29 protein-coding genes and 1 tRNA gene are annotated in these 25,787 nt (G+C 67.7%); 21 read left to right on the top strand and 9 right to left on the bottom strand.

Annotated features, from left to right (window positions below; all coding sequences use genetic code 11):
• Positions 1-111: 111 nt before the first annotated feature.
• The 6 genes from MKL01_RS02135 to MKL01_RS02160 all read right to left on the bottom strand — a co-directional run bounded on the left by MKL01_RS02135 (position 112) and on the right by MKL01_RS02160 (position 7,743).
• A complete protein-coding gene (locus MKL01_RS02135) occupies positions 112-333 on the bottom strand; it encodes a hypothetical protein (protein WP_243903587.1) in 222 nt (73 codons plus the stop codon).
• A gap of 150 nt (positions 334-483) precedes the next feature.
• Positions 484-1,803 (bottom strand): adenylate/guanylate cyclase domain-containing protein, encoded by a 1,320-nt coding sequence (locus tag MKL01_RS02140; protein WP_243903588.1) that lies wholly within the window; start codon positions 1,801-1,803, stop codon positions 484-486.
• Positions 1,803-3,215, bottom strand: a complete 1,413-nt coding sequence (gene hflX / locus MKL01_RS02145) for a GTPase HflX (RefSeq protein WP_243903589.1) — start codon at positions 3,213-3,215, stop codon at positions 1,803-1,805. Before hflX ends, MKL01_RS02140 begins: the two co-directional genes overlap by 1 nt.
• A 358-nt stretch (positions 3,216-3,573) precedes the next feature.
• Positions 3,574-3,825 (bottom strand): RNA chaperone Hfq, encoded by a 252-nt coding sequence (gene hfq / locus MKL01_RS02150; protein ID WP_007563033.1) that lies wholly within the window; start codon positions 3,823-3,825, stop codon positions 3,574-3,576.
• A gap of 193 nt (positions 3,826-4,018) precedes the next feature.
• Positions 4,019-5,383 carry a sigma-54-dependent transcriptional regulator gene (locus MKL01_RS02155; RefSeq protein ID WP_243903590.1) on the bottom strand — a complete coding sequence of 455 codons (1,365 nt, stop codon included), beginning with the start codon at positions 5,381-5,383 and terminating at the stop codon, positions 4,019-4,021.
• Complete coding sequence (locus MKL01_RS02160) at positions 5,380-7,743, bottom strand: sensor histidine kinase NtrY-like (RefSeq protein WP_243903591.1); 2,364 nt, start codon at positions 7,741-7,743, stop codon at positions 5,380-5,382. Before MKL01_RS02160 ends, MKL01_RS02155 begins: the two co-directional genes overlap by 4 nt.
• Before the next feature lie 404 nt (positions 7,744-8,147).
• On the opposite strand from MKL01_RS02160, the gene MKL01_RS02165 reads away from it, so the two are divergent.
• From MKL01_RS02165 to MKL01_RS02210, 10 genes are all read left to right on the top strand, one after another.
• Entirely contained in the window at positions 8,148-9,194 is a 1,047-nt protein-coding gene (locus tag MKL01_RS02165; protein ID WP_243903592.1) for an oxidoreductase, read from the top strand.
• Between the two features lie 64 nt (positions 9,195-9,258).
• A tRNA-Sec gene (locus MKL01_RS02170) sits at positions 9,259-9,351 on the top strand.
• Positions 9,352-9,493: 142 nt separating this feature from the next.
• Complete coding sequence (locus tag MKL01_RS02175) at positions 9,494-10,681, top strand: tyrosine-type recombinase/integrase (RefSeq protein ID WP_409566188.1); 1,188 nt, start codon at positions 9,494-9,496, stop codon at positions 10,679-10,681.
• Between the two features lie 53 nt (positions 10,682-10,734).
• Complete coding sequence (locus tag MKL01_RS02180; RefSeq protein ID WP_243903593.1) at positions 10,735-11,298, top strand: hypothetical protein; 564 nt, start codon at positions 10,735-10,737, stop codon at positions 11,296-11,298.
• 72 nt (positions 11,299-11,370) lie between these two features.
• Complete coding sequence (locus MKL01_RS02185) at positions 11,371-11,598, top strand: helix-turn-helix domain-containing protein (RefSeq protein ID WP_243903594.1); 228 nt, start codon at positions 11,371-11,373, stop codon at positions 11,596-11,598.
• Between the two features lie 210 nt (positions 11,599-11,808).
• Positions 11,809-12,057, top strand: coding sequence for a hypothetical protein (locus MKL01_RS02190; protein WP_243903595.1), 249 nt, complete (start codon positions 11,809-11,811; stop codon positions 12,055-12,057).
• Positions 12,054-12,554 (top strand): hypothetical protein, encoded by a 501-nt coding sequence (locus tag MKL01_RS02195; protein ID WP_243903596.1) that lies wholly within the window; start codon positions 12,054-12,056, stop codon positions 12,552-12,554. Before MKL01_RS02190 ends, MKL01_RS02195 begins: the two co-directional genes overlap by 4 nt.
• A gap of 2 nt (positions 12,555-12,556) precedes the next feature.
• Positions 12,557-12,874: a hypothetical protein gene (locus tag MKL01_RS02200; protein WP_243903597.1), complete on the top strand. Its 318-nt coding sequence runs from the start codon at positions 12,557-12,559 to the stop codon at positions 12,872-12,874.
• The gene (locus MKL01_RS02205; RefSeq protein WP_243903598.1) at positions 12,871-13,146 is read left to right on the top strand and encodes a hypothetical protein; all 276 of its coding nucleotides are present in this window, start codon (positions 12,871-12,873) and stop codon (positions 13,144-13,146) included. Before MKL01_RS02200 ends, MKL01_RS02205 begins: the two co-directional genes overlap by 4 nt.
• A gap of 14 nt (positions 13,147-13,160) precedes the next feature.
• The gene (locus tag MKL01_RS02210) at positions 13,161-14,240 is read left to right on the top strand and encodes an AAA family ATPase (protein WP_243903599.1); all 1,080 of its coding nucleotides are present in this window, start codon (positions 13,161-13,163) and stop codon (positions 14,238-14,240) included.
• Positions 14,241-14,274: 34 nt separating this feature from the next.
• On the opposite strand, the gene MKL01_RS02215 is transcribed toward MKL01_RS02210, so the two are convergent.
• The gene (locus MKL01_RS02215; RefSeq protein ID WP_243903600.1) at positions 14,275-14,649 is read right to left on the bottom strand and encodes a hypothetical protein; all 375 of its coding nucleotides are present in this window, start codon (positions 14,647-14,649) and stop codon (positions 14,275-14,277) included.
• 632 nt (positions 14,650-15,281) lie between these two features.
• Between MKL01_RS02215 and MKL01_RS02220 the strand changes: the two genes are divergently transcribed.
• The 7 genes from MKL01_RS02220 (at position 15,282) to MKL01_RS02250 (ending at position 21,632) form a co-directional block, all read left to right on the top strand.
• Complete coding sequence (locus MKL01_RS02220; protein ID WP_243903601.1) at positions 15,282-15,977, top strand: hypothetical protein; 696 nt, start codon at positions 15,282-15,284, stop codon at positions 15,975-15,977.
• A gap of 2 nt (positions 15,978-15,979) precedes the next feature.
• Positions 15,980-16,441: a hypothetical protein gene (locus tag MKL01_RS02225; RefSeq protein WP_243903602.1), complete on the top strand. Its 462-nt coding sequence runs from the start codon at positions 15,980-15,982 to the stop codon at positions 16,439-16,441.
• Positions 16,442-16,733: 292 nt separating this feature from the next.
• Positions 16,734-17,306: a hypothetical protein gene (locus MKL01_RS02230; protein ID WP_243903603.1), complete on the top strand. Its 573-nt coding sequence runs from the start codon at positions 16,734-16,736 to the stop codon at positions 17,304-17,306.
• Positions 17,303-18,679, top strand: coding sequence for a DNA-packaging protein (locus tag MKL01_RS02235; protein ID WP_243903604.1), 1,377 nt, complete (start codon positions 17,303-17,305; stop codon positions 18,677-18,679). The genes MKL01_RS02230 and MKL01_RS02235 overlap by 4 nt, the downstream gene beginning before the upstream one ends.
• 9 nt (positions 18,680-18,688) lie before the next feature.
• Positions 18,689-19,120, top strand: coding sequence for a hypothetical protein (locus MKL01_RS02240; protein WP_243903605.1), 432 nt, complete (start codon positions 18,689-18,691; stop codon positions 19,118-19,120).
• A complete protein-coding gene (locus tag MKL01_RS02245) occupies positions 19,117-21,360 on the top strand; it encodes a hypothetical protein (protein ID WP_243903606.1) in 2,244 nt (747 codons plus the stop codon). Before MKL01_RS02240 ends, MKL01_RS02245 begins: the two co-directional genes overlap by 4 nt.
• A gap of 59 nt (positions 21,361-21,419) precedes the next feature.
• Positions 21,420-21,632 carry a hypothetical protein gene (locus MKL01_RS02250; protein ID WP_243903607.1) on the top strand — a complete coding sequence of 71 codons (213 nt, stop codon included), beginning with the start codon at positions 21,420-21,422 and terminating at the stop codon, positions 21,630-21,632.
• Positions 21,633-22,017: 385 nt separating this feature from the next.
• Here MKL01_RS02250 and MKL01_RS02255 read toward each other — a convergent pair whose 3' ends face one another.
• Entirely contained in the window at positions 22,018-22,383 is a 366-nt protein-coding gene (locus MKL01_RS02255; protein ID WP_243903608.1) for a hypothetical protein, read from the bottom strand.
• Between the two features lie 572 nt (positions 22,384-22,955).
• A complete protein-coding gene (locus MKL01_RS02260; RefSeq protein WP_243903609.1) occupies positions 22,956-23,318 on the bottom strand; it encodes a DnaT-like ssDNA-binding protein in 363 nt (120 codons plus the stop codon).
• 415 nt (positions 23,319-23,733) lie between these two features.
• Here MKL01_RS02260 and MKL01_RS02265 point away from each other — a divergent pair, with 415 nt between their 5' ends.
• Genes MKL01_RS02265 through MKL01_RS02280 form a run of 4 tightly spaced genes read left to right on the top strand, consistent with a single transcriptional unit; the run spans position 23,734 to position 25,107 of the window.
• A complete protein-coding gene (locus MKL01_RS02265) occupies positions 23,734-24,261 on the top strand; it encodes a hypothetical protein (RefSeq protein WP_243903610.1) in 528 nt (175 codons plus the stop codon).
• On the top strand, positions 24,258-24,473 hold the full coding sequence (locus MKL01_RS02270; protein ID WP_243903611.1) for a hypothetical protein: 216 nt from the start codon (positions 24,258-24,260) through the stop codon (positions 24,471-24,473). Before MKL01_RS02265 ends, MKL01_RS02270 begins: the two co-directional genes overlap by 4 nt.
• Positions 24,470-24,931: a hypothetical protein gene (locus MKL01_RS02275; RefSeq protein ID WP_243903612.1), complete on the top strand. Its 462-nt coding sequence runs from the start codon at positions 24,470-24,472 to the stop codon at positions 24,929-24,931. Before MKL01_RS02270 ends, MKL01_RS02275 begins: the two co-directional genes overlap by 4 nt.
• Positions 24,922-25,107 carry a hypothetical protein gene (locus tag MKL01_RS02280; protein ID WP_243903613.1) on the top strand — a complete coding sequence of 62 codons (186 nt, stop codon included), beginning with the start codon at positions 24,922-24,924 and terminating at the stop codon, positions 25,105-25,107. The genes MKL01_RS02275 and MKL01_RS02280 overlap by 10 nt, the downstream gene beginning before the upstream one ends.
• Positions 25,108-25,787: the final 680 nt, after the last annotated feature.

Here is a 25,787-nt window from a genome sequence, read left to right on the forward strand (position 1 = left end):
CGTCTCCGCCGTAGAACCGTGCGGGCCCGAACCGGCGCCGATCAATCCCGGTCCCGGTCCGGGGCCCCCTGCCCGCCCGTCCGGGAAGGACGGGGGGCGGAAGACCGTCGATCAGCGCATGTGGCGGCGCATCATGTGATGGCGGCGGTGCATCATGCGATGGCGCATCATCCGCGACTGCATCCGGGCCGTGCGGTGCATGCCGCCGAAGTTGCTGTTGCCCGTGGCGGCGGCGTTCCGGTCGAGGCCGTCGCCGGGGGCGGCCAGGACCGGGGCCGCCGTCCCGAGGACGAGGCCGAGGGCGAGCGTGGCGCCGAGAATGATCTTGTTCATGGGAAGGTTGTCTCTCCGCGACCCTGCGCCGCGCCGACCGAACGGATTGCGGGCGCTCCGGTTCCGGACGGGGCCCGGAAACGCGGCGCGACATCCCGCGGCAGGGCCGGAGCCCCGGGGTGCGCGGCCCGGTCCGGACGAAGGGCCGGATCAGGCCCCCGGATCCGCCGCGACGGCGAACAGGGTCAGCGGCTCGGGCAGGGTCGCCCGCGGCACCGGGACGGCCCTTGTGCCGGCCGGCAGGCCCCCCGGGAGCAGATCCAGGAAATCCCCCGAGGCCGCGACCTCGATCTCCGCCGCCTTGGCCTGGGCCTCGATCCGCGACAGGGCGTTCATGGCCGGGCCTAGCACCGTGTACTCGGCCCGGACCCCGTCGTCGAACACCCCGACCAGGAGGTCGCCCGCGTGCAGGGCGACCACGACCCGCAGGGTGAACTGCCCCTCCGCCGCCCGGGCCTCGTTGAGGGCGGCGATCCGGCGCCGGATCGACAGGGCGCAGGCCAGGGCCGCCCGGGCCTGCGCGTCGGGGCGGCCGACCACGAACTGCACCAGCACGGCGTCGCCGACATACTTGTCCACGAGGCCGCCCTGCTCGGCCACCGCGGCCTGCGCGGCCGCCCGGACGGCGAGGAGCGCCGCCACCATCGCCTGGGGAGGATGCTCGCGGCTCAGCCGGGAGAAGCCGCGGATGTCGAGGACCATCAGGCAGGCGTGGCGCCGGTGCACGCCCAGGCCGGATTCCCCGTCCTCGGCGGCGAGGTCGAGGGCGACCGCGTCCGGCACGAAGCGCGCGAGCTGGGTCCGCTCGTGCTCCATCCGCAGGGCCCGGGCCACCGCGGCGCGCAGGCGGGTCGTGCCGTCGACCACCAGGAGACCCGCCGCCACGAAGGTGGCGAGCCCGGTCACCTGCGCGGTCGGGAAGGTGTCCGGGCCCGGGAACAGCTCCGGGTCGCGCAGGCCGAGGAGGAAGGCCGCGCCCCAGCAGGCGGTCACCAGTCCGCAGAACAGCTGGGTCTGCGCCACCCGCATGCTCAGGCCGGTCTGGAGCAGGAGCAGGAAGGCGGGCAGGCGGCTCACCGCGTCGGCGCCGAGCCCTGCGCCGCCACCGGCCATCATGTGCTCGATGATCACGTAGACGGCGAGCCCGGCATTGAGCAGGGTGCCGGCCCAGCTATAGGCGTTCGCCCCCGGGCCGCCGCTCCGCTCCCGGAGCCCGAACCAGACCGTGCCGAGGCCGTAGAGGCCGAGGATGATCCAGTGGCTCAGCGCGTGCAGCGAGCCGTCATAGGCCTGGGCCGCCATCAGCAGCACCAGCACGATGACGATGCGCAGGCCGAGCAGGCGCAGGCCGCCCCCCGCCTGCATGGCGCGCAGGATCGCGGCGTCGTCCTGGGTCGCCTCCGTCCGGCTCTCGGCCGGCGCCCGCGCCAGCCCGGGAAGCCGCGGGCTGCCGACGCCGCCCGGAACCATCAGCCGCCCCGGTCGAGCCGCCGGGCCGCCGCGAAGCGGTTGAGGAAGCGCGGCTCCTTCTCGGGGGCGATCCGGACCGCGAGGTGCAGCGTGCCGTCGGCCTCGGCGCGGCGGTCCAGCATCTCGGCGTTCTCGTAGAGCCAGTTGAGCGCCGCCCCGTCCTCCGGCGGCAGGACCACCGCGAAGCTCGACCGGTGGCGCCCGATCCGCGCCTCGATCCGGGCGGCCAGGGCGGCGAGCCCCTCGCCGGTCAGCGCCGAGACCAGGACCGGCGCGGCGCTGTCGCGGTCGTTGCGGGCCTTGGCCTGGCCGCTGAGATTCAGGAGCCGGGTGCGCTCGTCGTCGTCGAGGAGGTCGGCCTTGTTCCAGACCTCGATGATCCGCTCGGCACTGGTCTCGATGCCGAGCTCGCGCAGGACCTCGCCGACATCCTCGGCCTGGGCCTCGGAATCGACGTGGCTCACGTCGCGCACGTGCAGCAGCACGTCGGCCTCGATGGCGTCCTCCAGGGTCGCCCGGAACGCCGCGATCAGCGGCGTCGGCAGGTCGGAGATGAAGCCCACCGTGTCGGACAGGATCACGGTCTCGCCGTGGGGCAGCTTGGTCGCCCGGGCGGTGGGGTCGAGGGTGGCGAACAGCATGTCCTTGGCGGTGACCTCGGCCCGGGTCAGGGCGTTGAACAGGCTCGACTTGCCGGCATTCGTGTAGCCCACGAGCGCAACGATCGGGTACGGCACCCGCGCCCGGCTCTGCCGGTGCAGGCCGCGGGTGCGCACCACCGCGTCGAGGTCGCGCTCGATCCGGGTCATGCGCTCCTGGATCATGCGCCGGTCGGCCTCGATCTGGGTCTCGCCGGGGCCGCCAAGGAAGCCGAAGCCGCCGCGTTGCCGCTCCAGGTGGGTCCAGGAGCGGACGAGGCGGGACTTCTGGTAGGCGAGGTGCGCGTGCTCGACCTGGAGCGTGCCCTCCCGGGTCGAGGCGCGGCGGCCGAAGATCTCCAGGATCAGCCCGGTGCGGTCGATGACCTTGGCACCCCAAGCCTTCTCCAGGTTGCGCTGCTGCACCGGCGAGAGGGCGCAATCCATCACCACGAGGCCGATCTCCCGGGCGCGGATCAGGCCGGCGATCTCCTCGACCCGGCCCTTGCCGAGATAGGTCGAGGGCCGGATCCGCGGCAGGCTGACGGCGAGGCTCTCGATCACGTCGAGCTCGATCGCGGCGGCGAGCCCGGTCGCCTCGTCGAGGCGCGCCTCGACGGAGCGCGTGGGCACGGCCGGCCCCTGCCCGACCCCGTACGCGCCGCGGGCCAGATAGGGACCGATCACCAGCGTATGGGTCGCCGCGGCGATCTCGCCCTCGGGGGCGGCCTGCGCCTGGAGGCGGGCTTCGCCGGACGTCAGCGTTTCGGTCATACGGCCTTCGGCGCCGACGGGGGGCCGGCGGCTTCGTTCGAGAAGTCGGACTGCGTGAGATGGGGCGTCGGCGAACCCGAGCCAAGGCTCGGCGCCGGGGCGTGGGCAGAAATCGGCGCGGGGCCGTTCAGCCGCGCCCCGCACGGCGGGGGATCGGGCGAATGCCGATCCCCCCGTGCACGCCCCCGCAGGGGCTACGATCGTCGCACCTCCGGGCCGGAGACCGACGCCGGCGGCGGAGCGCGACAGGTCCCCTCCCCCGAACCGGAGCGGGAACCGCCGCGCCGTTCTCAGGCCGCATCGCCGCCGGCGATAAGTGAATCCGGTCCCCTGCCCGGACCGAAGGATTCGCGCCTTTTCACGCCTTCTCGGCGGTCTCGTCCGGCTCGAACAGCTGCACCGGATGGCCCGGCATGATCGTCGAGATCGCGTGCTTGTAGACCAGCTGCGAATGCCCGTCCCGGCGCAGCAGCACGCAGAAGTTGTCGAACCAGGTCACCACGCCCTGGAGTTTGACGCCGTTGACCAGAAAGATCGTCAGCGGGATCTTGTTCTTGCGGACATGGTTGAGAAACGTGTCCTGAAGGTTCTGTGCGCGTTCGCCCGCCATCTTCTTGGCCTTCTTGTTGTCCCGGCTCGCTCCGTCCGGGATGGGTATGCCGCGGGCCGGATCGTCCGATCACCCCGTCCGCCGCCGTGTATACAACATGACGGCGTGAAAGCGTGGGTGCAAGCAACCCCTGTACCCAGGCGATCCATGACGGATCGGCACCGCCCTCAACGCGTCCCTGTGGCCCCCGCGCTCACGGCCCGATGCCCAGGGACTTCAACTTGCGGTGCAGCGCCGAGCGCTCCATTCCGATGAACTCCGCGGTGCGCGAGATGTTGCCCGAGAACCGCGCGATCTGCGCCACGAGGTACTCGCGCTCGAAGATCTCCCGCGCCTCGCGCAGCGCCAGGCTCATCAGCTTCTCGCCGCCCGCGCCCCCCGGGGTGGTCGGCACCAGGGCGCCGATCTCGGAGGGCAGCATCTCGGAGGTGACCTCCTGCTCCGGGTCGGCCTGGGTCAGGATCATCAGCCGCTCGACGTTGTTCTTGAGCTGGCGGACGTTGCCCGGCCAGTTGTGCGACTGCAGCACCGCCATGGCGTCCTCGGCGATCCGGCGCTTGGGCAGGCCGGTCTGGGACGAGATGTTGTCCATGAAGAACTGGATCAGCTCGGGCACGTCCTCGCGGCGCTCGGACAGGGCCGGCACCCGGATCGGCACCACCGAGAGGCGGTGGAACAGGTCCTCGCGGAACCGGCCGGCGGCGATTTCGTCCTGAAGATCCCGGGAGGAGGACGAGATGATCCGCACGTCGACATGCACCCGGGTGGTGCCGCCGACCCTTTGAAAATTCTGGTCGACGAGGACGCGCAGGATCCGGTTCTGGGTCTCGCGGGGCATGTCGGCGACCTCGTCGAGGTAGAGGGTGCCGCCATGGGCCTCCTCCAGGGCGCCGACGCGGCGGCCGCTCTCGCCCTCGACCCCGAACAGCTCCGCCTCCATGGTCTCGGGCAGGATCGCGGCCGCGTTGAGGAGCACGAACGGGCCGTTCGACCGGGCCGAGGCCTTGTGCAGGCTGCGGGCGGCGAGTTCCTTGCCGGAGCCCAGCGCCCCGGTGATCATCACCCGGGCGTTGGTCGGCGCCACCCGGTCGAGGGTCTGGCGGAGCTGGTTGATCGCCAGCGACGCGCCGACGATGCGGTTGGCGTTGCCGGAGCGCGCCGTCAGGTCGCGGACCTCGCGCCGGAGGCGGGAGGCCTCCAGCGCCCGCTCGGCCACCAGGATCAGCCGGTCGGCCTTGAACGGCTTCTCGATGAAGTCGTAGGCCCCCGCCTTGATGGCCGAGACCGCGGTCTCGATGTTGCCGTGGCCCGAGATCATCACCACCGGCAGGTCGGGATTGGCCGCCTTGATCAGGTCGAGCACCTGCAGGCCGTCGAGCCTCGAGCCCTGCAGCCAGATGTCGAGGAAGACGAGGTGCGGCCGGCGCGCCTCGATGGCGGCGAGCGCCTCGTCGGATCCGCCGGCCGTGCGGCAGCGGTGGCCCTCGTCGTCCAGGATCCCGGCCACGAGGTCGCGGATGTCGGCCTCGTCGTCGACGATCAGGATATCGGCGCTCATGCGTGCATCTCCGCGATCCGGGGGGCCGTCGGTGCGGCGCCCTTCTCCTCTGTCGTGACGGGACGGGTCTCAGGGGCAGCCGCCGCCGGCTCGGGCCCGTGCTCCCGCGGGACCCGCATCCGCACCTGGCCGCCACGGCCGGCGGGATTGTCGTTCAGCTCGATCCCGCCGCCGTGCTCCTCAAGCACCTTGCTGACGATGGCAAGCCCCAACCCGGTGCCGCCCTCGCGGGTGGTCATGTAGGGCTCGAGCAGCCGCTGGCGCCCCTCGGCGGGGAAACCCTTGCCGTTGTCGGTGACGGCGATCACCGCGAACCCGTCCTCGACGGCGAGGCTCAAGCCGATCTTGCCCTTGCCGAGTTCGGCCTCCGGCACCTCCGCCACCGCCTCGACGGCGTTCTTGAGGATGTTGGTGATCACCTGGCTGAGCAGCCGGATGTCGAAGGCCGCCACGATCTTCTCCGCGCTGCCCGCGCCTCCTTGGGCCGAGAACGCGAAGTCGATGTCGGGATGCGCCACGCGCATCATGAACAGGTTCTGCTTGGCGATCTCGGTGAGGTCGTTGGGCGCGATCGCCGGCTTGGGCATCCGCGCGAAGGCCGAGAACTCGTCGACCATGCGCTTGATCTCGTCCACCTGGCGCACGATCGTGGCGGTGCACTGGTCGAACACCTCCTTGTCGGTGGTGATCACCTTGCCGTACTTGCGCCGGATCCGCTCGGCCGAGAGCTGGATCGGGGTCAGGGGGTTCTTGATCTCGTGGGCGATGCGGCGGGCCACGTCCCCCCAGGCGGAACTCCGCTGCGCCTGGACGAGGTCGGTGATGTCGTCGAGCGTCACCACCGAGCCGCGGGAGGCCCCCTGCGCCTGCTCGCTCGTCACCCGCACCGTGATGGTGCGCTCGCCCCGGGACCGGGCGAGCTGGATCTGCTGCTGCTGCAGGCTGCGCGGGCGGGCCTCGCTCTCGGCGAGGACCGGGGCGAGTTCGGGCACCGCGCGCCCGAGCGACTGGCCGACCAGCGCGTCGCTGGGGAGGTCGAGCATCCGCTCGGCCGCCGGGTTGGCGATGGTCACGAAGCCCGCCGCGTCGAGGCCGATCACCCCGGGCGACACCCCCGACAGCACGGCTTCCGTGAAGCGGCGGCGGGTGTCGATCAGGTCGTTGGCGGCGATCAGCCCGGTATTCTGGCGGCGCAGCTCCTGGGTCATCTTGTTGAACGCCTCGCCGAGATGGGCGAGGTCGCCGCTGGTCTTCTTGGTCGGCACCTGGGCGTAGAAATTGCCGGCCGCGACCTGATCGGCGGCGTTGATCAGCCGGCGGATCGGCGCCACGAACCGGTTGGCGAAGTTCATCCCGAACCACACCGCCGACAGCAGCGCGATCAGGGCGATCAGCAGGAACACCGACGCGAAGGTGATCTGAATCGAGCGGCGCAGCGAATCGTAGGTGAGGTACTCGGCCGCCGCCGCCCGGGACACGCCCGGGAACTCGATGGCGAGCTGGCTCACCTCCCGCTGCACCATCAGCACGGCGTCGTCGTAGGCCGGCATGCGCAGGAGCGCGGCGAAGACCCGCCCCTCGGTGGGCAGCAGGCAGATCGGGTCGGCCGAGCTCGCCGCGTCCTCGAAGGCCGCCGCCGAGGGCAGGCGGTTGGTCTTCAGGATGTCGATCTTGGCCCGGGCCACCACCTCGGTGGGGCCGCGCATGATCTGGGCGACCGGGAGGCCGAGATTGGAGGCGCGGGTGGTCAGGAAGGTCTGGAACCAGTCGCGGTTGACGTCGAAGTTCGGCCGGGCCCGGGTGAGGTCGTCGGCGAGGATCCGGATCTCGCGGGCGAGACTCTGGCACTGGTTCTCCTGGTAGGCGTCGGCCACCTCCACGGATTTCAGCACCACGTCGCGGACCCGGTCGGTGAAGCCGAGCGACAGGCCCCGGTCGATGGTCACGGACGCCACCACGGCGAGCAGGATCGTCGGCAGGATCGCGATCAGCGAGAACAGGCCGACGATGCGGGTGTGCAGGCGGGCGACCGCCGCGTTGGCCTTGCGGGCGTGCAGGAAGACCCGCGCCTCCCAGGCGATCACCACGGCCAGGCCGAGCACCAGGGCGGCGTTGATGGCCAGCAGCGACACGCCGTAGGCGGGCGTGGGCGTCACCCGGATCACCCCGGCCAGGATCAGGAAGGTCGCCAGCGCCGAGACCAGGGCGGTGACCACCACGGCGGCGCCGATCCAGCCCGGTCCCCGGGGCCCGGGGCGCAGGGATTCCGCCAGGGACGCGTCCGGCCCCGCCCCGTCGCCGGCCCCCTCGGGCTCCGGTAACGGGCCTTCCTCTGTCCGTGAGCGTCTCAGGAACGGCATGACTGGTGCAGGGCCACAACAGTGTGGCGGAATTAATACGAATTCGGGCCGGGTGGCGGCGGCCGCCTCAGCATTTTGCCGCAGTCGCCGGCCCCGACCCTCCGCCATGCCGTCGCGCGGCCGAGGGCCAGGGGCCGCGCCGAGCGGGATCGGACCGTACAGCCGGGACTAAGGCCGTCGAAAACCCTCCGACACGGCATGGGCTCATGTCGTTCGAGGCGGCGGCCGTAGCTGCCCGCGCGTTGAATACGGCGCGACCGGCGTGTTAATCATCGCATCGACGATCCCGATCGCGTTCACGGGCTTGAATGGTCTGGCGATGACTGCGGTGTTCCTGAGGTGAGCCGACCGGCGGCTCCCATCCGGTTCCATCCCGCCTCATCCCGAAGGGGCGGGGCGGCGCGGTGATCCGCGTCGGGCTGATCGGCTACGGCTATTCCGGCAAGACCTTCCACGCGCCCCTGATCGGCTCCGTGGCGGGGCTCGACCTCCGGCTGATCGGCTCCGGCGATGCCGCCAGGGTCGCGGCCGACTTCCCCGGCCTGCCGGTGGCCGGCGACCCCGTCGCGGTCGCCACGGCGGACGCCGTCGACCTCGTGGTGATCGCATCCCCGAACGTCAGCCACGCACCCCTGGCGCGGGCCGCCCTGGCGGCGGGCAAGCACGTCGTCGTCGACAAGCCGTTCACCCTCGACCTCGCCGAGGCCCGCATCCTGCACGCGGCGGCGCGGAGCCGGGGCCGGCTGCTCGCGGTGTTCCACAACCGCCGCTGGGACAGCGATTTCCTGAGCGTTCGCCGCGCCATCGCGGCCGGGGTGATCGGCCCGGTGCGGCATTTCGAATCCCATTTCGACCGGTTCCGCCCCCAGATCCGCGACCGGTGGCGGGAGGGCGGCGGCCCGGGCAGCGGGATCTGGTACGATCTCGGCCCGCATCTCGTGGACCAGGCGCTCCAGCTGTTCGGCCTGCCCGACCGGGTGACCGCCAACCTGGCGCGCCTGCGCACCGGCGGCCTCGCCGACGACTGGGTCCACGCGGTCCTCGACTATCCGAACCTGCGGGTGGTGCTCCGGGCGAGCCTGCTGGTCGCCGGCGGATCGCCCCGCTTCGTGGTCCACGGCGTGGCCGGCAGCCTGGTCAAGCGTCGCCCCGACCCTCAGGAGGGGCAGCTGCTGGCCGGGCTGGCCCCGGGGGCGCCGGGATGGGGCGAGGACCCGGACGGGCTGGAGATCCACGACGGGGCCGGGGCGGTGACGCAGGCGCCGGCCGCGGCCGGGGATCAGCGGCAGTTCTACCGCGGGGTGGTCGAGACGATCGCCCGCGGATCCGTCGACGATGCGGCGGCTCTGGAGGCCGTCCGGGTGATGGCGTGCCTCGAAGCGGCCTTCACGTCGGCCCGCACCGGGATGTCGGTCGGCCTCCCGCTCGCGCCGGACGAGCGGGATCGCTGAGGCGTATCGTCCCGGTCGAGTCAGGGCCTTGACCCTTCCGACGGCGCCCCGTAACCCCGGACGCGGAGGCGAACGGGGTCTGGTGGCCCTCCTGGTCTTCAAAACCAGTGGTACGCCAACAGCGTACGGTGGGTTCGATTCCCATCCGCTTCCGCCAGATAGCCTTTCGCCGGCCTTCGCCTCCCTTCACTAAGCCACAAGAAAATCAGCATTTTCCGCCGGACGCCGTTCATGGGCGTTCGCTGGCCTTCGCCGAAATTCACGCCTATGGTGTGGGTATCGGAGTGGGTGCGTATACTGTGCAGGGAAAGCTCACTGCCCTCGGTGTCGCGAAGCTGAAGACCCCCGGCATGCATGGGGACGGCGGCGGCTTGTGGCTGCAGGTCACCGGCAACGGCGCTAAGTCCTGGATCTTCCGGTTCACCCTGCGCGGCAAGTCTCGCGAGATGGGCCTCGGCTCGGCCGGTACCTTCTCCCTGGCCGAGGCGCGCGACAAGGCTCTGACGTGCCGGAAGCTCTGCTACGAGGGCATCGACCCGATCGAGGCTCGCCGTGAGCAACGCCAGGCGGCCGCCCTCGATGCTGCGCGCGCCATGACCTTCCGGCAGTGCGCTGCGGCCTACATCGAATCACACAAGGCCGGGTGGCGGAACGAGAAGCACGGCGCTCAGTGGCTCGCCACGCTCGACGCCTACGTGCACCCCGTGTTCGGCGACCTGTCGGTCCAGGCGATCGACACCGGCCTCGTCATGAAGGCGGTCGAGCCGATCTGGACCACGAAGCCGGAGACCGCCGTCCGCGTGCGGGGCCGCATCGAATCGATCCTCGACTGGGCCAAGGCACGCGGCTTCCGAGCCGGCGACAACCCGGCGCGCTGGCGCGGGCACCTGCAGAACCTCCTTCCGCGCCGCTCAAAGATCCAGCGCGTGTCGCACCATGCCGCCCTCCCCTTCACCGAAGTGCCGGCCTTCATGCAGCGCCTGGCCGGCCAGCCCGGCGTGGCCGCGCGCATGCTGGCTTTCACGATCCTGACGGCCGCGCGGACAGGCGAGGCGATCGGGGCCCGCTGGGACGAGATCGACCTGGAGGCCGGGATCTGGGTCGTGCCGGCCTCGCGGATGAAGGGCGGCTTCGAGCACCGCGTCCCCCTCCCCGCCCCCGCGCTGGCGATCCTGGCCGAGATGTCCGCGATCCGTGGCAGCGACTATGTCTTTCCCGGCGGCCGGCGCGGGAAGCCGCCGTCCAATATGGCGATGCTTGAGCTGCTGAAGCGGATGGACCGCGGCGACCTCACGGTTCACGGCTTTCGATCGAGCTTCAAGGACTGGGCGTCCGAGACCACGCACTTCCCCCGCGAGGTAACCGAGGCGGCGCTCGCTCACGCGATCGAGAGCAAGGTCGAGGCGGCGTACCGGCGCGGCGATCTGTTCGCGAAGCGGCGCGAGCTGATGGACGCCTGGGCGGCTTTTGCGGGGTCGCCTTGCTGACTGCGCCGAAGCCTCATGCTCGTGACGAGTGGCTGAGTCTACGCCACTTAGCCGTGCATTGGGCGGAGCAAGTCGACGGCCTTGATCAGCTCGATGTGGCAAAGCGTCTGCTCTTGGCTGCCGAGCGCGGGGAGATCAGCGCCGAGTATGTCCAGATCGGCAGCACAAAGAGCGGCAAATTCATCAGCTCCGATTACGGGGGTCTGAGCGGTTTTATCAAGCATTCGTCTGACAACGGAGTATCTCGGCGGGATGCCCTAACCTATTTACTTGAGGAGATTGCGGACCTCGCGGTCGAACTTCATCGCGATGGCGTTCTGAGGTTCGCCGAGATGTACGGCTATCCGCCGCCGCCGTGGTGGGCTGTCGAGGCTCCGCTGACAGCTGCGCCCCATGCGCAGCGCCAGCGCGGGAAGCCGCCGGTGAAGCGCGACCGGGCAATCGGCAAGATGCGCCCGTGGATCGCGCGGCATGGGTGGGCAGCCTTCGAGAGCATGACCGACGAAGCCTTAGTGGGGGAGTTCCGTGAGACGCGCCCGACCTGCCGGGCAGCGCGGGAGAAACTCCGACAGGAAAGACCGACAAAGACCGACAAAACTCCGACCACAAACAATTAGCGACAGTCCTCAGACTTCGCCAACATCCGTCCGTCTTCGCCGGCAGCTCGGCGAAAGTAGAGGACAGCAGCCATGAACACCGAGAGGTTTCAGGCGGCGCAGGCAGACCTGCGTCCGTCAACGCTGAAGCTTTTTCATAGCCCCAAAGAGGTCTGTGAGGCGCTCGGCATCGGAATGACCACGTGCTATCGCCTGATCAACGAGGGCAAGCTGAAGAAGGTGAAGATTGGCCCTCTGACGCGGATCCCCGACGATTCCTTGCGCGCCTACGCCGCCTCGCTTGAGCAGGAGGCCGCGTAGCAGGATGGCCCAGAAAACAGTTGAGGGACGGAGCGCGGCCAGGCGCTCACGTCCCTCGGAAGATGTCGCCTCGACAGCCGACCTCTCCGAAATAGCACCCAGCCCCTTCACCGTCCATAGGATCGCCCACCGCTTCGGCCTGCCGCCCGCAACCGCTGCGGTGCTCGCCGAGCTCGCGTTCCCGGCCACGGACACGTGGAGGGCGACGCGATGAGCGACACCCCCGACACCATGCTCGGCATCCTCGAAGAGGTCGAAGCCTTCCTGCGCGGCGGTGATCGCTGGCTGCGCAACGAGGTTGAAGGCTGGCGGATGGATGAGCCGGACATCGACGAGGATGGCGGCGAGGACATCCATTTTCGCGACACGAAGCAGCTCGACCGCTTCATGGAGAACATGGGGCGCGCAGCGAACGCTGTGTCGGTCGTGGTTGAGGCTCTCCGGGGAGGTGGCAAATGAGCGCCTCCTCCGAGCCTTGCATCTTCGCGATCCTGCCCGGCCCCGCCGGCGCGACCGCCATCTTCTTCCCGGCCGCGCCCGACAGGTGCGTGGTCGAGGATCTGCCGACACTCGACGGGCGCCTTGACGTCCGCCGGCTGGCGGCCCGCATCGCGGAGTTCGCCCCGACCCTGGCGGTGATCGGCTGCGCCAGCCCGCAGCCCCGCGGCAGCATCCGCGAGAACTTCCGGGGCGGCGTCGCCTACGGTGCGGTCTGCAGCGTGGTGGCGCTGGCAGGCCTGCCGGTGACCTACGCCCGGGCCAGCTCGTGGAAGCCGAGCTACGGCCTCGACGCGGGTCCTGGCGGGCGCCAGGCGGCGCGGATCCTCGCCAGGACGCTGTTCGAGGCCTCGGCGGTCCGATTCGGCGACGAAGTCGAGACCTCCCGGTCCGAGGCCGCGCTGCTCGCCCGGTGGGCGGCGGCTCAGATTACCTCCGCCGTCACGAGGAAGGGGTGATCATGGCTCACCTCAGTGCCGAGACCATACCAACGGCGGATCAATGGGGGCCCTTCCGTTGCGGCCTGGAACAGGGCGAGCGCCGCGCCCGGCTGCGGATGCTGGCGGCCCTGGTGCACGTCCTGACCGGGCCGCGCGGAGCCCGCCTGGTGGGTTTGCTGCAGGCGGCAGAGACTGAGCCGCGCGTCCTGGTCGAGGCGCTGGGCGACCTCAACCGGATGGCGCCGCTCGACAAGCGCAGGATCTGGGCGTCCTACGCCGAACTCACCGCGCCGACGCGACCGCGGTCCCGATCCTCGAACCTGGAGGACCGGCGATGACCGAGCCTCGACTGAACGATCAGGATCCGTTCGGGACCCTCGACACCGCCCGCGAGAACGTGGCGCAACTCGCGGCCAGCATCCAGGCGCACGCTCACGTGGTCCAGACCTACGCAGAGGTCGGATACGATCCCGGGCTGATGCTCGCGGCCAGGACAACGCTCGCCTACCTCCGCGCGCTGGAGGCAGGACTGCAGGAGCTGGAGCGGTCCCGGGCGGTCATTTCCTACCGGCAGTCCGGCGCCACCATCGGCAGCGGTGCGGGGGTCTGATGCGAGCGCGCTCCGTGAACTCGCCGCAGACCTCGGCCGACCGATTCCGCCTCGTCCCGTTCGACGCGATCAAGCTCGGGACCGCGCCCCGCTACCGGGTGAAAGGCCTGCTCCCGCTGGTCGGCCTAGCCCTGTTCTGGGGGCCTCCGAAATGCGGGAAGTCGTTCCTGGTGATGGACCTGCTGATGCACGTGGCGCTCGGCTGGACCTACCGCGGTCGGCGCGTCGTCCCCGGGAGCATCGTCTACTGTGCGCTGGAGGGGCAACAGGGCTTCGAGGCCCGGGTCGAGGCGTTCCGCCAGCTTCATCTCGCCGAGGCAGCCGAGCCGACGCCGTTCTACCTGATGCCGTCGCCGCTCAACCTGGTGCAGGACCACGCCGCGCTCATCGCCGGGATCCGGATGCAGATGCCGGTCGGGCAGCGGCCCGGTGTGGTCTGCCTCGACACGCTGAACCGGAGCTTCATCGGGTCCGAGAGCGACGACGAGGCCATGACCGCCTACGTGAAGGCGGCCGATGCGATCCGCGATGCCTTCGGGTGCTTGGTCGTGATCATCCACCATTGCGGGGTCGAGGGCACTCGCCCCAGAGGGCACTCGGCGCTCGCCGGTGCCATCGACGCGCAGCTCGCCGTTCGCAAGACGGGAGAGGGCCTCGTAACGGTGACGGTCGACTTGATGAAGGATGGACCGGAGGGCGACACGTTCGCCAGTCGCCTTGAGCCTGTTGAGGTCGGCGAGGATGACGAGGGCGACGCGATCACGTCGTGCATCGTCGAGGCCGTGGTCGAGGCCCCGGTTGCGTCCAGGCCCGGGAAGCAGGCGGGCAAGCGCCTCTCGGAGCGCAACCGCCTCGCGCTGGAGGCCCTCCGCGAGGCTGTCATGGCCAAGGGTGTCGCGGCGCCGACCACACTCGCGCTTCCGGCAGAGATCCGGGTCGTGCCGCCTGACGCGTGGCGGGAGGAGCTGTTCCGCCGCGGCATCCTCGACCGGGACGCCAGCGGCTACCGTGAGCAGTTCCGGCGGATGAAGCTGGACCTCATGGCCCGAGAAGCCGTCGCCGAGCGCGATGGGAGTCTCTGGATCGTCCCCTAGTCAGCCATGCCGCAGGTTCGTCGGCAGCGCGTGCTCAGCCTTTTATGCGTTCGAGGACCTTGGTCTGGATGCTGATGTCTGAAAGTCGTTCCCCTGTAGGCTGAACAAGAAACAATCCTCGATACTCGCTGAAGCTGTGAGGGAATGCATCGTAGTCATTTGCGATGCCAACAGCGACTTTGAAAGGCTCGGCAGCGTTCATAGCTGCTAGAAGCTCGTCTTCTTTCTGAAACCAAACCTCCAAGTAAATCGACTTCGTGTCTTTGTCGACGACCCAGCCTTTGGTCCATGAGACCGGCACGGTATCGATAATTTGGCCCCGACTCTTGATGTGGCCCTTCCAACTTCCGCGGTGGGTAAACGTCATTTCAAGGTTGTCGGACCAATGCGCCATCGCGATCTCCCGCACGCTTCTGCCTCAGAGCATCGCCGCCGCTCCGATGGACGCCTTAACCCCAGACTGCATAAGGCGTCACAGGCGTCACACCCGTCACACCCTAAAGGGTGGTGTGACGTGACGTGACGGTCAGACCCGTCACAAACGTGACGTGACGTGACGGTCTGTGACGGTGTGACGGTGTGACGGAGGGTGTGACAGACGTGGATTCGGGCGTCAAAACACCCGGTGCTTTGCCATGCACGCGCAATACGGTTGAGACCGGCATTTCAGCCCAAGTTGGGCCGAAACTCGGCAGGCCGAGGGCGGAAAGGGGTCACCGTGACGGTGATACCTTCGGCCAGACGGGCCCCTTCCACAGCCGACCTTCGAGGTCCCGGAAACCGATGCGGCGGATGGGGTATCCGCCGACTGAGCCAATAAGATAAGCCGCGACAGACACTTAGATCAGCGCCGCTTCCGCTACCCACATGGTCGCCCACGAACTCAGCCGTTTCTAAGCCCGAAACAGGCCTCGCGGGCGCGTGAGACGCCTCTTGCACGCAACGGCCGATTTCGTCATGTTGGCGGCCGGCTCAACGCCTTTCGGCCTTTCGGGACTGTGACGGTCCGCAGGCTCTACCGACCTCGCTCGGAGAGATCCTGTGTCCGCTGCCCTGGCCCTCGTTCCCGCTCCCACCGACCTCTCGCCGGCCCGCGCCGCGCTCATCGACGCCTATGTGCAGCGTGACGCGCTCCAGGCGACGTCGGGCAAGATCCTCGCGGCGCGGGAGCGGCTGAGAGAGGCCGAGGCCGCAGAGGATGCTGCGAAGGCCGCGCTCTCGGCGCTGGCAGCGGGCGAGGCCGAGGCCTATCGCGTCTGGGCGCTCTCGACCCGCGGACCGGAGCCGCGCCCCAATTTGGAGGCGCGCCGAGCGGCCGAGGATCGCCTCGCGGAAGCCAAGGCCCGGGCCGATGCGGCGCGCGGCGCGGCGACGGTGTTCACCAGCGGCATGAATGCTGCCGAGCGCGAGAGCCAGCGCGTCGAGGCGTCCATCGCCTCCGCGGTCAACGCGATCCTGTTGGAGGAGCTACAGGCCGAGACAGAGATCGCCGAGCGCACTTTCGCCGCCGCGGTCGAGCGCGTGAAGTCGCTTCGCAAGCTGGCTGGCGTGATCGTGGATGCGCTGCCCGCGCCCGATCGCGCACTCGCTGGCGAATGCGCCTTCCGGGCGGGCGAGATGTCCAACTTGCGGATCGACCACCACGACCTCGGCGACTGGGATCCGGCTCACCGCGCCGTCGAGCGCCTGACGGCCGACCTCCGCACCGAGCCGACCGCAACCCTCTCCTTGGACTGACCATGAGCCCGCAGCCGCAGCGAAAGCGCCATCACCTGTCGAGCATCGAGCTCGATGAAATCAGCCTGGTCGACAGGCCGGCCAACAAGGGCGCGCGCGTCGCGCTGTTCAAGCGAGACGAGGCCCCGGACATGCAGAACGTCGACGCGATCATCGCGAAGTTCACCGGCCAGAGCGTCGAGACGGTCTCGACCGTCGGCAGGATCCATGCGGCCGTCGAGGATGTGCGTGCCGCGCACCCCGGTATGTCCTACGCGGCGGCCCTGACGAAGCACATCGAGGCGAACCCTGCCGACTTCGACGCGCTGGAGAAGGCGGAGGGCCGCTCCGTGCGGGCCCCGGAGGGCATCAGCAAGGCGCTGACCGATGCGGCGGCAGTGATGCGGCGGACTTATCCGCACCTCACGCGCGAGCAGGCGATGGCCAAGGCCATGGCCGAGGATCCCTCGCTGTACGAGGGCTGAAGTTTCCGAGTTCGCCGGCGGGTTTCGGATCCTTTCCTCGCCGGTGATCGGGCCCGCTCTCGTACTGGTCGAGGCGGGTCATAGGGCCGGATGGGAGTGATGCCCCGGAGCGGTCCAGGTCTGTCGGAGCGTGGACGACACCGCTTCGGCAGACCGCCTTTCGAGTTCGTCAACGGCGTCGACGCCCTTCGCCGAAGACGATCAACCCGGGCGCCACGCGGCATGGGGCGCCCGGAACAGGCCCGCCGGGGTGTTCCTCCGCCCCGGCGGACCACCCTCTCACGGACGCGACATGGGCAAGATTCGCAACACTTCGACGCTTGTCGACAAGCACCCCCAGCGGCCCGAGATCGAGGCTGCGTTGGCCGCCAACGTTTCGCTGCTGAAGCTTGAGAGGCGGTACGGAATCGACAGCGTGACGCTCTGCCGCCACCGGCAGCGCATGCGCCGCGATCAGCCTGAGCTTTTCCGGGCGCTCATCGCCGCCGACTGGAAAGTCTCACCCGAAGAGCTGAAGGCGCTCTATGCCGAGACGTCGGACGGCTGGCTGAAGAATCTCCGCGCGCACCATGCGAAGCTGACCTTCATCTTTGACCGCAACCTGGAAGCCGGCAACGACGGCGTTGCCGCCCAGATCTCGGCGCAGCTGGCAAAGTACTCCGAGCAGATCGGCCGTGCCGTTCACCAACTCGGCGCTGACACCATCCGAATACAGCAAAACGTCATGGTCTTGCCTGAGGTGACGGCGCTGCGCATGATCCTCATGGAGGAATTGCGGGAGGCCCCTGAGCTCAAGGCCCGGGTTGTGGCGCGGCTCCAAGCAGTCGCCGACGGCGGGGCCGGCATCCTGGAGCACGCGGCATGACCAGCCTCGCGGCCCTCGCCCTCGAACTTGCCGATGCGCTGGAGACCGACTGGCGGTCGAAAGCCCGACCGGAGCAGATCCATCCGCCGGGCGACTGGGCGACGTGGCTGGTCTTGGCGGGTCGCGGCTACGGAAAAACGAGAATGGGTGCCGAGTGGGTGCAGGAACGGGCGATGTCGGGGAGTGTCTCGCGCATCGGCCTTGTGGCCCCGACGGCGCCAGATGCGCGCGATGTCATGATCGAGGGCGCCAGCGGCATCATGGCGATCGCGCCGAAGCACGCGCGGCCAGACTATCAGCCGGCGCTGCGGCGCTTGACCTGGCCGAACGGCTGCGTCGCCACCGCATTCTCGGCGGAGGAGCCGGACCGCCTCCGCGGCCCACAGCACGGCGCGCTGTGGGCAGACGAGCTCGCCGCGTGGCCGGATGCGCACAAGGTCTGGGAGCAGTGCGAGATGGGCTTGCGCCTCGGCCGGCAGCCGCAGGCGCTCATCACCACGACGCCGCGCCCGATCCCGGTCATCCGCGACCTGCTGAGCCGGGAAGGTGTGGTGATCTACGATGAGGACACGAAGAGCCATTACGTCGACGTGATCGTGACGCGTGGGAAGACCGCGGACAACATCAAGAACCTCGCGCCCCGGCGCGTGCGGAAGCTCTATGACCAGTACGGCGGCACGCGCCTCGGCCGCCAGGAGCTTGAGGGCGAGGTCCTGACCGACACGCCCGGCGCGCTGTGGCGCCTTGAGGATATCGACAGGACGCGGCTGCCGGTCGAGGCCGAGCCCGACATGAAGCGCGTCGTCGTGGCGGTCGATCCGGCTGTCAGCTCCCGGGAGAAGTCGAACCTGACCGGCCTCGTGGTGGCGGGCGTGGACGCGGACGGGCATTTCTACGTCCTGGCCGACCGCTCCGACGTGCTCACGCCCGACGCCTGGGGCCAGCGCGCCGTCGCGCTATACCGAGCCTTCAAGGCCGACCGCATCGTCTGCGAGGTCAACCAAGGCGGCGACATGGTGGAATCCACCATCCGCAACGTCGACCCGAACGCACCGGTCCGGAAGGTCCACGCCAGCCGCGGCAAGGCGGTCCGGGCCGAGCCGGTGGCAGCGCTCTACGAACAAGGCCGCGTGCATCACGTCGGCGAGTTCCGGCAGCTCGAAGACCAGTGCTGCAGCTTCACGAGCGACTTCGACCGCCGCAGGGCCGGCTACAGCCCCGACCGCCTCGACGCCTTGGTCTGGGCGCTCACGGAGCTGTCCGGCCGAGGCCAGATCGAGCCCGACGTCATCATCGAACCGGTCGGCATCCGCAACGAAGGCGGCACGCGCCTCGACCTGTCGTGGTCGCTTGGCTCCTACGAAATGGATTGAACACACGCCATGACTGCACAGCGCGAAATCGGCGGCATCCAGTTCATCTGCGAGATGATGAAGGGAGAAGACGCGCTTGGCCTCTTTCTCCGGTGCGCATCAACGCTGCGGCCTGCACAGAACCTCTTCATCGCCATCGCGACCGGCGAAGATGAGGTCGCGCTGATCCATGCGTTTTTCGAATTCGCGCGGGAGATGGATCCCGCGAAAGTGCATCCGCTCACGATGGACCTGGCGCGCCTCGCTCGGCCGGCGGACGGAAGCCCCTTCCCCGAAGATCTGGACCTGATGTCCATCCTCGAATGCGCGTTCTTCGGCGCGGCGGTGAACTTCGGTGACACGATGCCAGCCGGCATTGATCCGTTGATGCTTAGATCGCGCGCCTTACAGCAGCGAGCGCAGGCTGAGCCAGTTGTCGAGAACAATGGAGGCCAGTCGTGATTGTCGAAGAGCTCATTGGTAGAATTTCGCTACAAACAAAAGGCATCGACGACGCCAAAAAGGCAGTAAAGGTCTTGGCCGAATTCCGTAAGGCCTTGAAGGGCTTGGCGGATGGTGCACGCGGCCGCTTCGACGGGCCCGGCAGGCTGGCCCGCGGCCTCCGAGACGCCGTGCAGGCTCAGAAGAAACTCGCATCCGGCGGCGACATGGGCCGGGCCGACAAGGGCGTGAAGCAGCAGGTCTCGACGGTGAAGCGCTTGGCCGACGCCTATCGCGATGCCGCGAAGGCGCAGGCGGCGCTCAGCCACGGGCCGCGCACGTCCGGTCGCTCGTGGATCAGCGGCGAGCTGGAGGCTCTGCGCCGGTACAAGCGCGAGATGAAGGCGGTCGAGCGCGAGGCCGGCCGGCGCGGGGTGCCTCGGAACCGCGTCGGACAGATGTCGCGCGTCCCGTATGGCGAGCGTCATCCGATTGGCGAGGCCATCGGCGGCGGTGTGCTCGGCGCCGGTGCCGCCCGCGGCTCGCAGTACGCGGTCGCACAGGGTGCCAACGTCCTCCAGGAGAGCAACCGCGAACGTAACGCCGGCATGGAGGCGGCGCAGATCGCGGCGCTCGACAAGCGGGCGATGGAGCTCAGCGCCGAGTTCCCCAGTGTCGACGCCACCACGATCCGCAGCATGGGCCGCGACGCCCGCAACATGTTCCCGAACTTCGACAAGGCCATGGAGGCGCTACCGGACTTGGTGAAGGCCCGCGTGATGCTCCAGGCCGCGAAGGGCAAGGAGGCGGCCGACAACGAGCTGCAGGACTTCCTCAAGGGCGAGGATATCCGCGGCGATACCGAGGACGTCGGCAAGTTCCGCACCAACCTCAACAATGCAATCAAGGCGGTTCAGGTCGAGGGCGGCCAGCTTCCACTTCGCGAATACAAGCAGTTCGCGAAGATGTCGAAAGCCGGCGGCGGCAACCTGTCCGACGAGTTCATGGCTGCGGTAGCTCCGACCTTCATGCAGTCGGAAGGCGGCGCCCGGTTCGGCACACAGATCGCGGCTGGTATCGCGTCCCTCATCTCCGGCCGCCGAACCAAGAAATCGACTGCTGCCCTCGGTGAGCTTGGACTGCTCGACAAGAAAGGCAAGCTCAAGAACGCAGCAAAGTATCAGGAGAACCCGCACAAGTACGCGACTGAAGATATGATGCCCGCCCTGCAACGTAAGGGTGTCGATATCAACGACGACAAGGCGGTTCAAGCGTATATGGCCAGGATCTTCTCCTCGGCCATCACGGAAAACCTTTTCACGAAAATGATCACTCAGCGTGATCAGGTCGCCCGCAACATTAAGACCTATAAGGGTTCGACCGGGCTTGAAGGCGCCAAGGGGCAGACCCGCGGCGACCCCTACATCGGCTTCGAGGGGCTGGTGGCGCAGATCAAGAACTTCCTCGGCGTGACGCAGAGCGAGAACGTAGCCAGCGCCACCAAGGGGCTTGCCTCGATCACCGAGGCGATCGGCGACTTCAACAAGAAGCTGTCGAATGATCCCGCGACCGCGCAGGCGGTTGGCGTGGGCGAGGCTGGAGCGGCCGCCGCAGTCGGCGGTTGGGGCATCTACAAGTTCATCAGCGGCGCGAGGAAGGTTCTCGGCCTCGGTGGCGAGGCGGCCAAGGCCGGCGGCGCGGAGGCGGCGGTCGAGGGCGCGAAGGTAGGACCGCAGGCGAGCGCGCTGGACACCGCTGGCCGGGCCATCACGCGCGGTGCGGCGGCCGCGGCCTTCCCGGTCACGGCCGGCCTCACCAAGGGCGATCAGAACAAGCTGATCGAGCGCGCCGTGCGCGTCATCCAGGACAAGCAGGAGGCCAGCGCCGAGGTGGAACGGGAGACGCGGCGCGGCCGAGCGATGTCCGCCGCTCCGAACATCCCGACGCTACCGGGCGGCCCGTCGAGCGGCCTGCCCCGGATGCTTCAGGATCCGAAGGCGCAGTTCGGCGCGGTCGAGCAGCGGCTGAAGGAGATGCAGACCAATTCGCAGAAGGTGATCGACACCCTCGACCAGAACGTGAAGCTGCAGCTCGACTACAGCGCGATCGACGCGGCTCAGGGCCGGGCCGAGAAGCTTATGGCGACGCTGAATGCAGCGAAGGGTGCGGCCGCCTCGATCGGAAGCGGAACGTCCGGTAATGGCGCCGTCAGCCTCTACAAGGGTAGCAACACGTTCAGCACGGGAGTGACCGCGCCGTGAGGTGGCCCTGGTCCCGAAAGCCGGCGCCGTCAGTCCGATCCGAGGCGGAGTTGCGCGACATGGCGGAGGAAATCGCCGAGCGCTTCGTCGCGCTCTACGATCCCGCGCGGCCCCAGGCTGACATCCCGGTGATGCCGATCATCGAAGATATCTGCGTTCGTGAGGGCCTATCGGTGGACGAGCTCGACCGCCTGGTGACGCACTTTGGCGCTGTCGCGGACGAGTTCAGCGAGGCTCGGCTATTGGCGGCTGAGCCGGCTGGCCGGGCGTAGCTGCTTTCAGCCGGTCGAGGATCCGTTGCTGCCGGTCCAGCACCGAGTGCAGACCGTACATCAGCACGCCGCCGATGAGGCACACAGCGGCGAACACGACGTCCATACTTGATGACGGGTTCCGTAGGGCCCACGCTCCGAAGCCGAAGCTGACGATGCCGGCGAGAGGTAGGACCAGGATCATCCCGGCAGGATAGCCGCCGGGATGGCGGTGTCGAGGGGGCCTGGATCAGCCGCCGGTAGCGCGATGCTCCCGACCCGGCGCTGGACGCTTCGCTATCGGGTGCTTCTGATTGAACCGTCGCGTCAGCACGGCGAAAAAGCTTCCACCACCGACGATCGTGAATCCGAGGGCGCACCATAGGAGCATAGTGGGTGTCATGGCCTACTCCTCCGATTGCATGACAAGGAAATTTAAGACGTAGGGGAATATATGGAACCCCAGCGCGATGACACACCACTGGGCAGCGTTTGCGTCCAGATCCGCGTTGGCGTCTCTTATGAACGGCACGATTGCCGCTGCAGCTAGGATGCCCGCGGCTAAAGTATTACTGAAGGCGTTAAAGTGTTTAACGCACTCGTTGACGCGCTTTGCGTCGAGCTTGCGATCAATCGGGTCATCTGGCGGCGGCCGGGAGCTCCGATCAAAGCTCGCGGCATTTAGTTTGCGAACCACATCTTCTGCTTCGCCCTCGGAGAAGGAGTCGACGGAACGCAAGGGCGTTGATGTCTTTCTCGTCGAGCCTGCCATCAAACAGGCTCTCTGAGGATACTATAGTTGACCTGATATAGCGTCCCTATAGATGATCTGCAGTATATAACCGAATATGTCAGATAATATCTGTAAGTAGAATCATACGCGAATGTTTCTTTGCGACGTGAGGCGGTTGCCAATACTAGTTTCTCGGGTCTGTAATGAACTATGTCCGCTATGTCGTCGGCGGCAGTTTCCACTACATTACGAACGCGATCATTGGGATCAATTCGCACGGTAAATCTAAATTTGTACTCTTGATCGTCGTCAAACGGCATCACAACGACGGTTTCGTCTGCCGCGACTAAAAAGAAACTGTTATATATTAATTCTCTATTTCTAATGATTGCCCTGGGCCGAATCATCAATAGCCCCTTCGCGCCAGAAACTTTGCGTCGATAGCCGACCGATTTGTAGCGTGGCGCTTCCTAAGAGGCAAACACGACAACTCCGCATTCTTGTCAAACCACGGCAAATTCGATGGCGTAACGTCGAATTCTAAATAATAGACGTGAGGCGTCGCAAGCCGCAACTCAGTAAAATGCTGAGACAAAATCAATGCTACAATCCTAGTGCCAAGTTACGCTCTCCCGAGCGATACGATCTGGCTGGTCGATTAGATGCCCGATTAAAACAAAAACATGCGCAAGAGAAGATGGGCCAAAGGGAATTTTGGCTAATATAAAACCCGCGACAAGGCTAGTAGCTTCCTTGATCTCTACTGGAATTCCACGAACGGGCAATCCATCTTTATCTACGATACCAATCCGAGGCCACGATAACGCTTGTGATTTGGAGGCTTTTAAGCCTTTGAACGGAAGCGTATCAAGGAATTGGGTCGCGTGTTTTAACGCTTCTTCCAACTCCTTCTGAGAAGCCCCGAGCGCGGCAGCCGAAGCGATGGATGGCAATGAAGCGTCCCACTTAGTCATGACGTTGCTTTCCCTCCCTATGGAGCGGCTCATAGCCATTGCTGGAAAGCCAGTCCGCGAGGACGTAGCGGATCGCTTCCGGACGCGTCGGCTTAGGCTCAGGCTGCGCCTCAATCCAGGCGTCTAAGGGCTGCAGCTGGTCCGGCGGGATGCGAACGCCAACGTGCGTTGCGCCCACCTTGGGGCGCCCTCGCGATTTTCTGTCATTAGGTATTGACGCCATGCTTTTCTAATGACAGAAAAGGCGGGCCGGAGCAAGGCTGGAACCCTCGCTCACGGCCCTGACCACCACGATCGAGCGAGGATCGAAATGGCTACTCACGCCCATAGCACACGCACGCCCTTATTACGCCCAGTTGGCAGCCCGCAGCCCTTATTAGGCACAGGGCTCGGCCGGCAGCCGGGCCCCGTCACCATGGCCCTTCGCGCGATGCGTGCGGCCGAGCCGCTGCCGCCCGCCGATGCCGCGATCGAGGCCATCCGCGAGGGGCTGATCCGCTACTTCGTCGAGGAGGACGGCCCCGACCGCCAGCGCGTCCGCGAGCTGCGCCGCCGGATCGCGGACCGGATCGAGGCGGACCTGGCCTTATTAGATGCGCTCGACCCGGATCCCGAGGCCGAACCGAGCTTAGGGGCCACCGAAGTCCTGGCCTTGTGCGAGCCGGGCGCCGCCTTGGCAAAGGCACGCCAGCGCTACGACTGGGACGACCAGACCTATTGGGGCCGCAGCAGCTGCACGGACGGCGAACGGGACGCTGGCGAGGAGCCCGAGGAGGAGAACGAGCACGGCGGCGACATTCAGGACGAGCCGCACGATCCGCAGCCGGACGATATCACCCGGAGGATGCACGGCTATGATCCGCAGGTTGCCTCACGCGCCCACAAGGCTCTCCGTGACGCCGAGGCGATGCGCGCTCGCAAGGATCAGGAGGCGCGCGCATGAAGCCGGATCCCGTCTACTCCATCATCAGCGACATGGAGACCGACATCGCTGACGTCGGACGCTGGGGCGAGTTGCTGTACCAGCTCGCCGCGTCTCCGAATTCGCTCGATGCCGGCACGCTTCACGTCATCGCGGCACCGATCCACGCATTGGGTCAGCGCCTAGAAGCGCGTTGGAGCGAGGCGTTTCGAGCCGCGGGAGGTCAGCCATGACGGCCTCTACCCGCCGCGCCGCCCTAGGCGCCATCCTCGCCGCCCCGCTGGCATCCGTGCCGGCGGTCGCTGCTTTGTCCCACCTGCCGGGCCAAGAGTCCCGATTCATCGCAATCGGTCCGCAGCTCGTTCAACTGTTGGACGAATACGATCGCCTCTGGGCGCCCGTGCGCTCCTACTACGAGGCCTGGGAGCGAGCGGCAGAGCGGTTTCCGATTCCCCGGTGGCAACTAGCGGAAAAGCTTCCGGAGTGGGGCGCGTACCTCGCCGCGCGAGAGCCAGCAGATGCCGTCAACGACAGGCTCGTGTCTCTGTACGAGCCGTTCGAGGACGAGCCCATGACGACGCTCCCCGCTATCCTCCTGCGGCTGCGCTACGCCCTGACGTTCGACGCATTCGCCGAGGACGCCATGGACGAACTGCGCGAGCATTGGCGGAGGCACCCGCTATGCGCCTGATCTACTCCTGGCTGGCCTTCGCCAACCTGCGCCTCGCCCTGGCCGAGTACGGCCGGGCCGAGATGCTGGACCGGCTCGCCGATGAGGCGATCGTCCGAGCCCGCGCCCGGGTCGTGGTGGCCGACAGCTTCGGCCAGCGCGCCGGCTTTCGGGAGCGGCTGCTGCCGATGCGGTGATTCCCGTTACGGCCACCCGCGCATTTTGTGCGGGTGGCTCTTCGCTGTCCTTCGCCTCCTTTCGTCCGCAGCCGTCGCATCCACATGGGTCTTCATGTGGGTAGGCCGAACTGTTCAAGAGCTAAGTATGAGCGATCATTACTCAAAAGCGGCTTCCTCGGCGGACATCCGCTTCCGCCAAGCCGCCCTCCGTCCCCGACGCGCAAGGGATCCCGGTCTCCGCCGCCCCGGGTCGGCGCGGGAATCGACCGCGCGCCTCCCGCAAGCGGCGGCCCTCTTCAGCATTCGGAAGCGTCGATTGCCTGAATGATCTGGTAGGATTGTTCGAATATTATCGAATTCTATTCGGATATATTCCACCGCTCATCGAAGGGACGCGGATAGAGCGAATCGAGGCGGATGACGGCGCAAGCTGCGCCGCCGATCGGGCCGGCCGCCGGAGACCCGCGCCGTGATCGACGCGGTGCGTCGAGGTCGCGCAGATCTCCCGTGCCCCGTCGCAACAACGTCACCCGTCGCGCCGCCCGTCGGCCTCGCGATCCTGGAGGACAGGCGCGGCGGGACGATTCCGGAGGCGTAAAACAGGTTCGCGAGGACCGATCAAAGCATCCGATCGCCGCGTCGGGCAGCGAATACGTAAGCCAATTTTCGAAGTTGCACTTGGCGATATTCGCTCAGGT

The sequence above is a fragment of the Methylobacterium sp. J-070 genome, from assembly GCF_022829385.1.
Classification (GTDB): Bacteria; Pseudomonadota; Alphaproteobacteria; order Rhizobiales; family Beijerinckiaceae; genus Methylobacterium.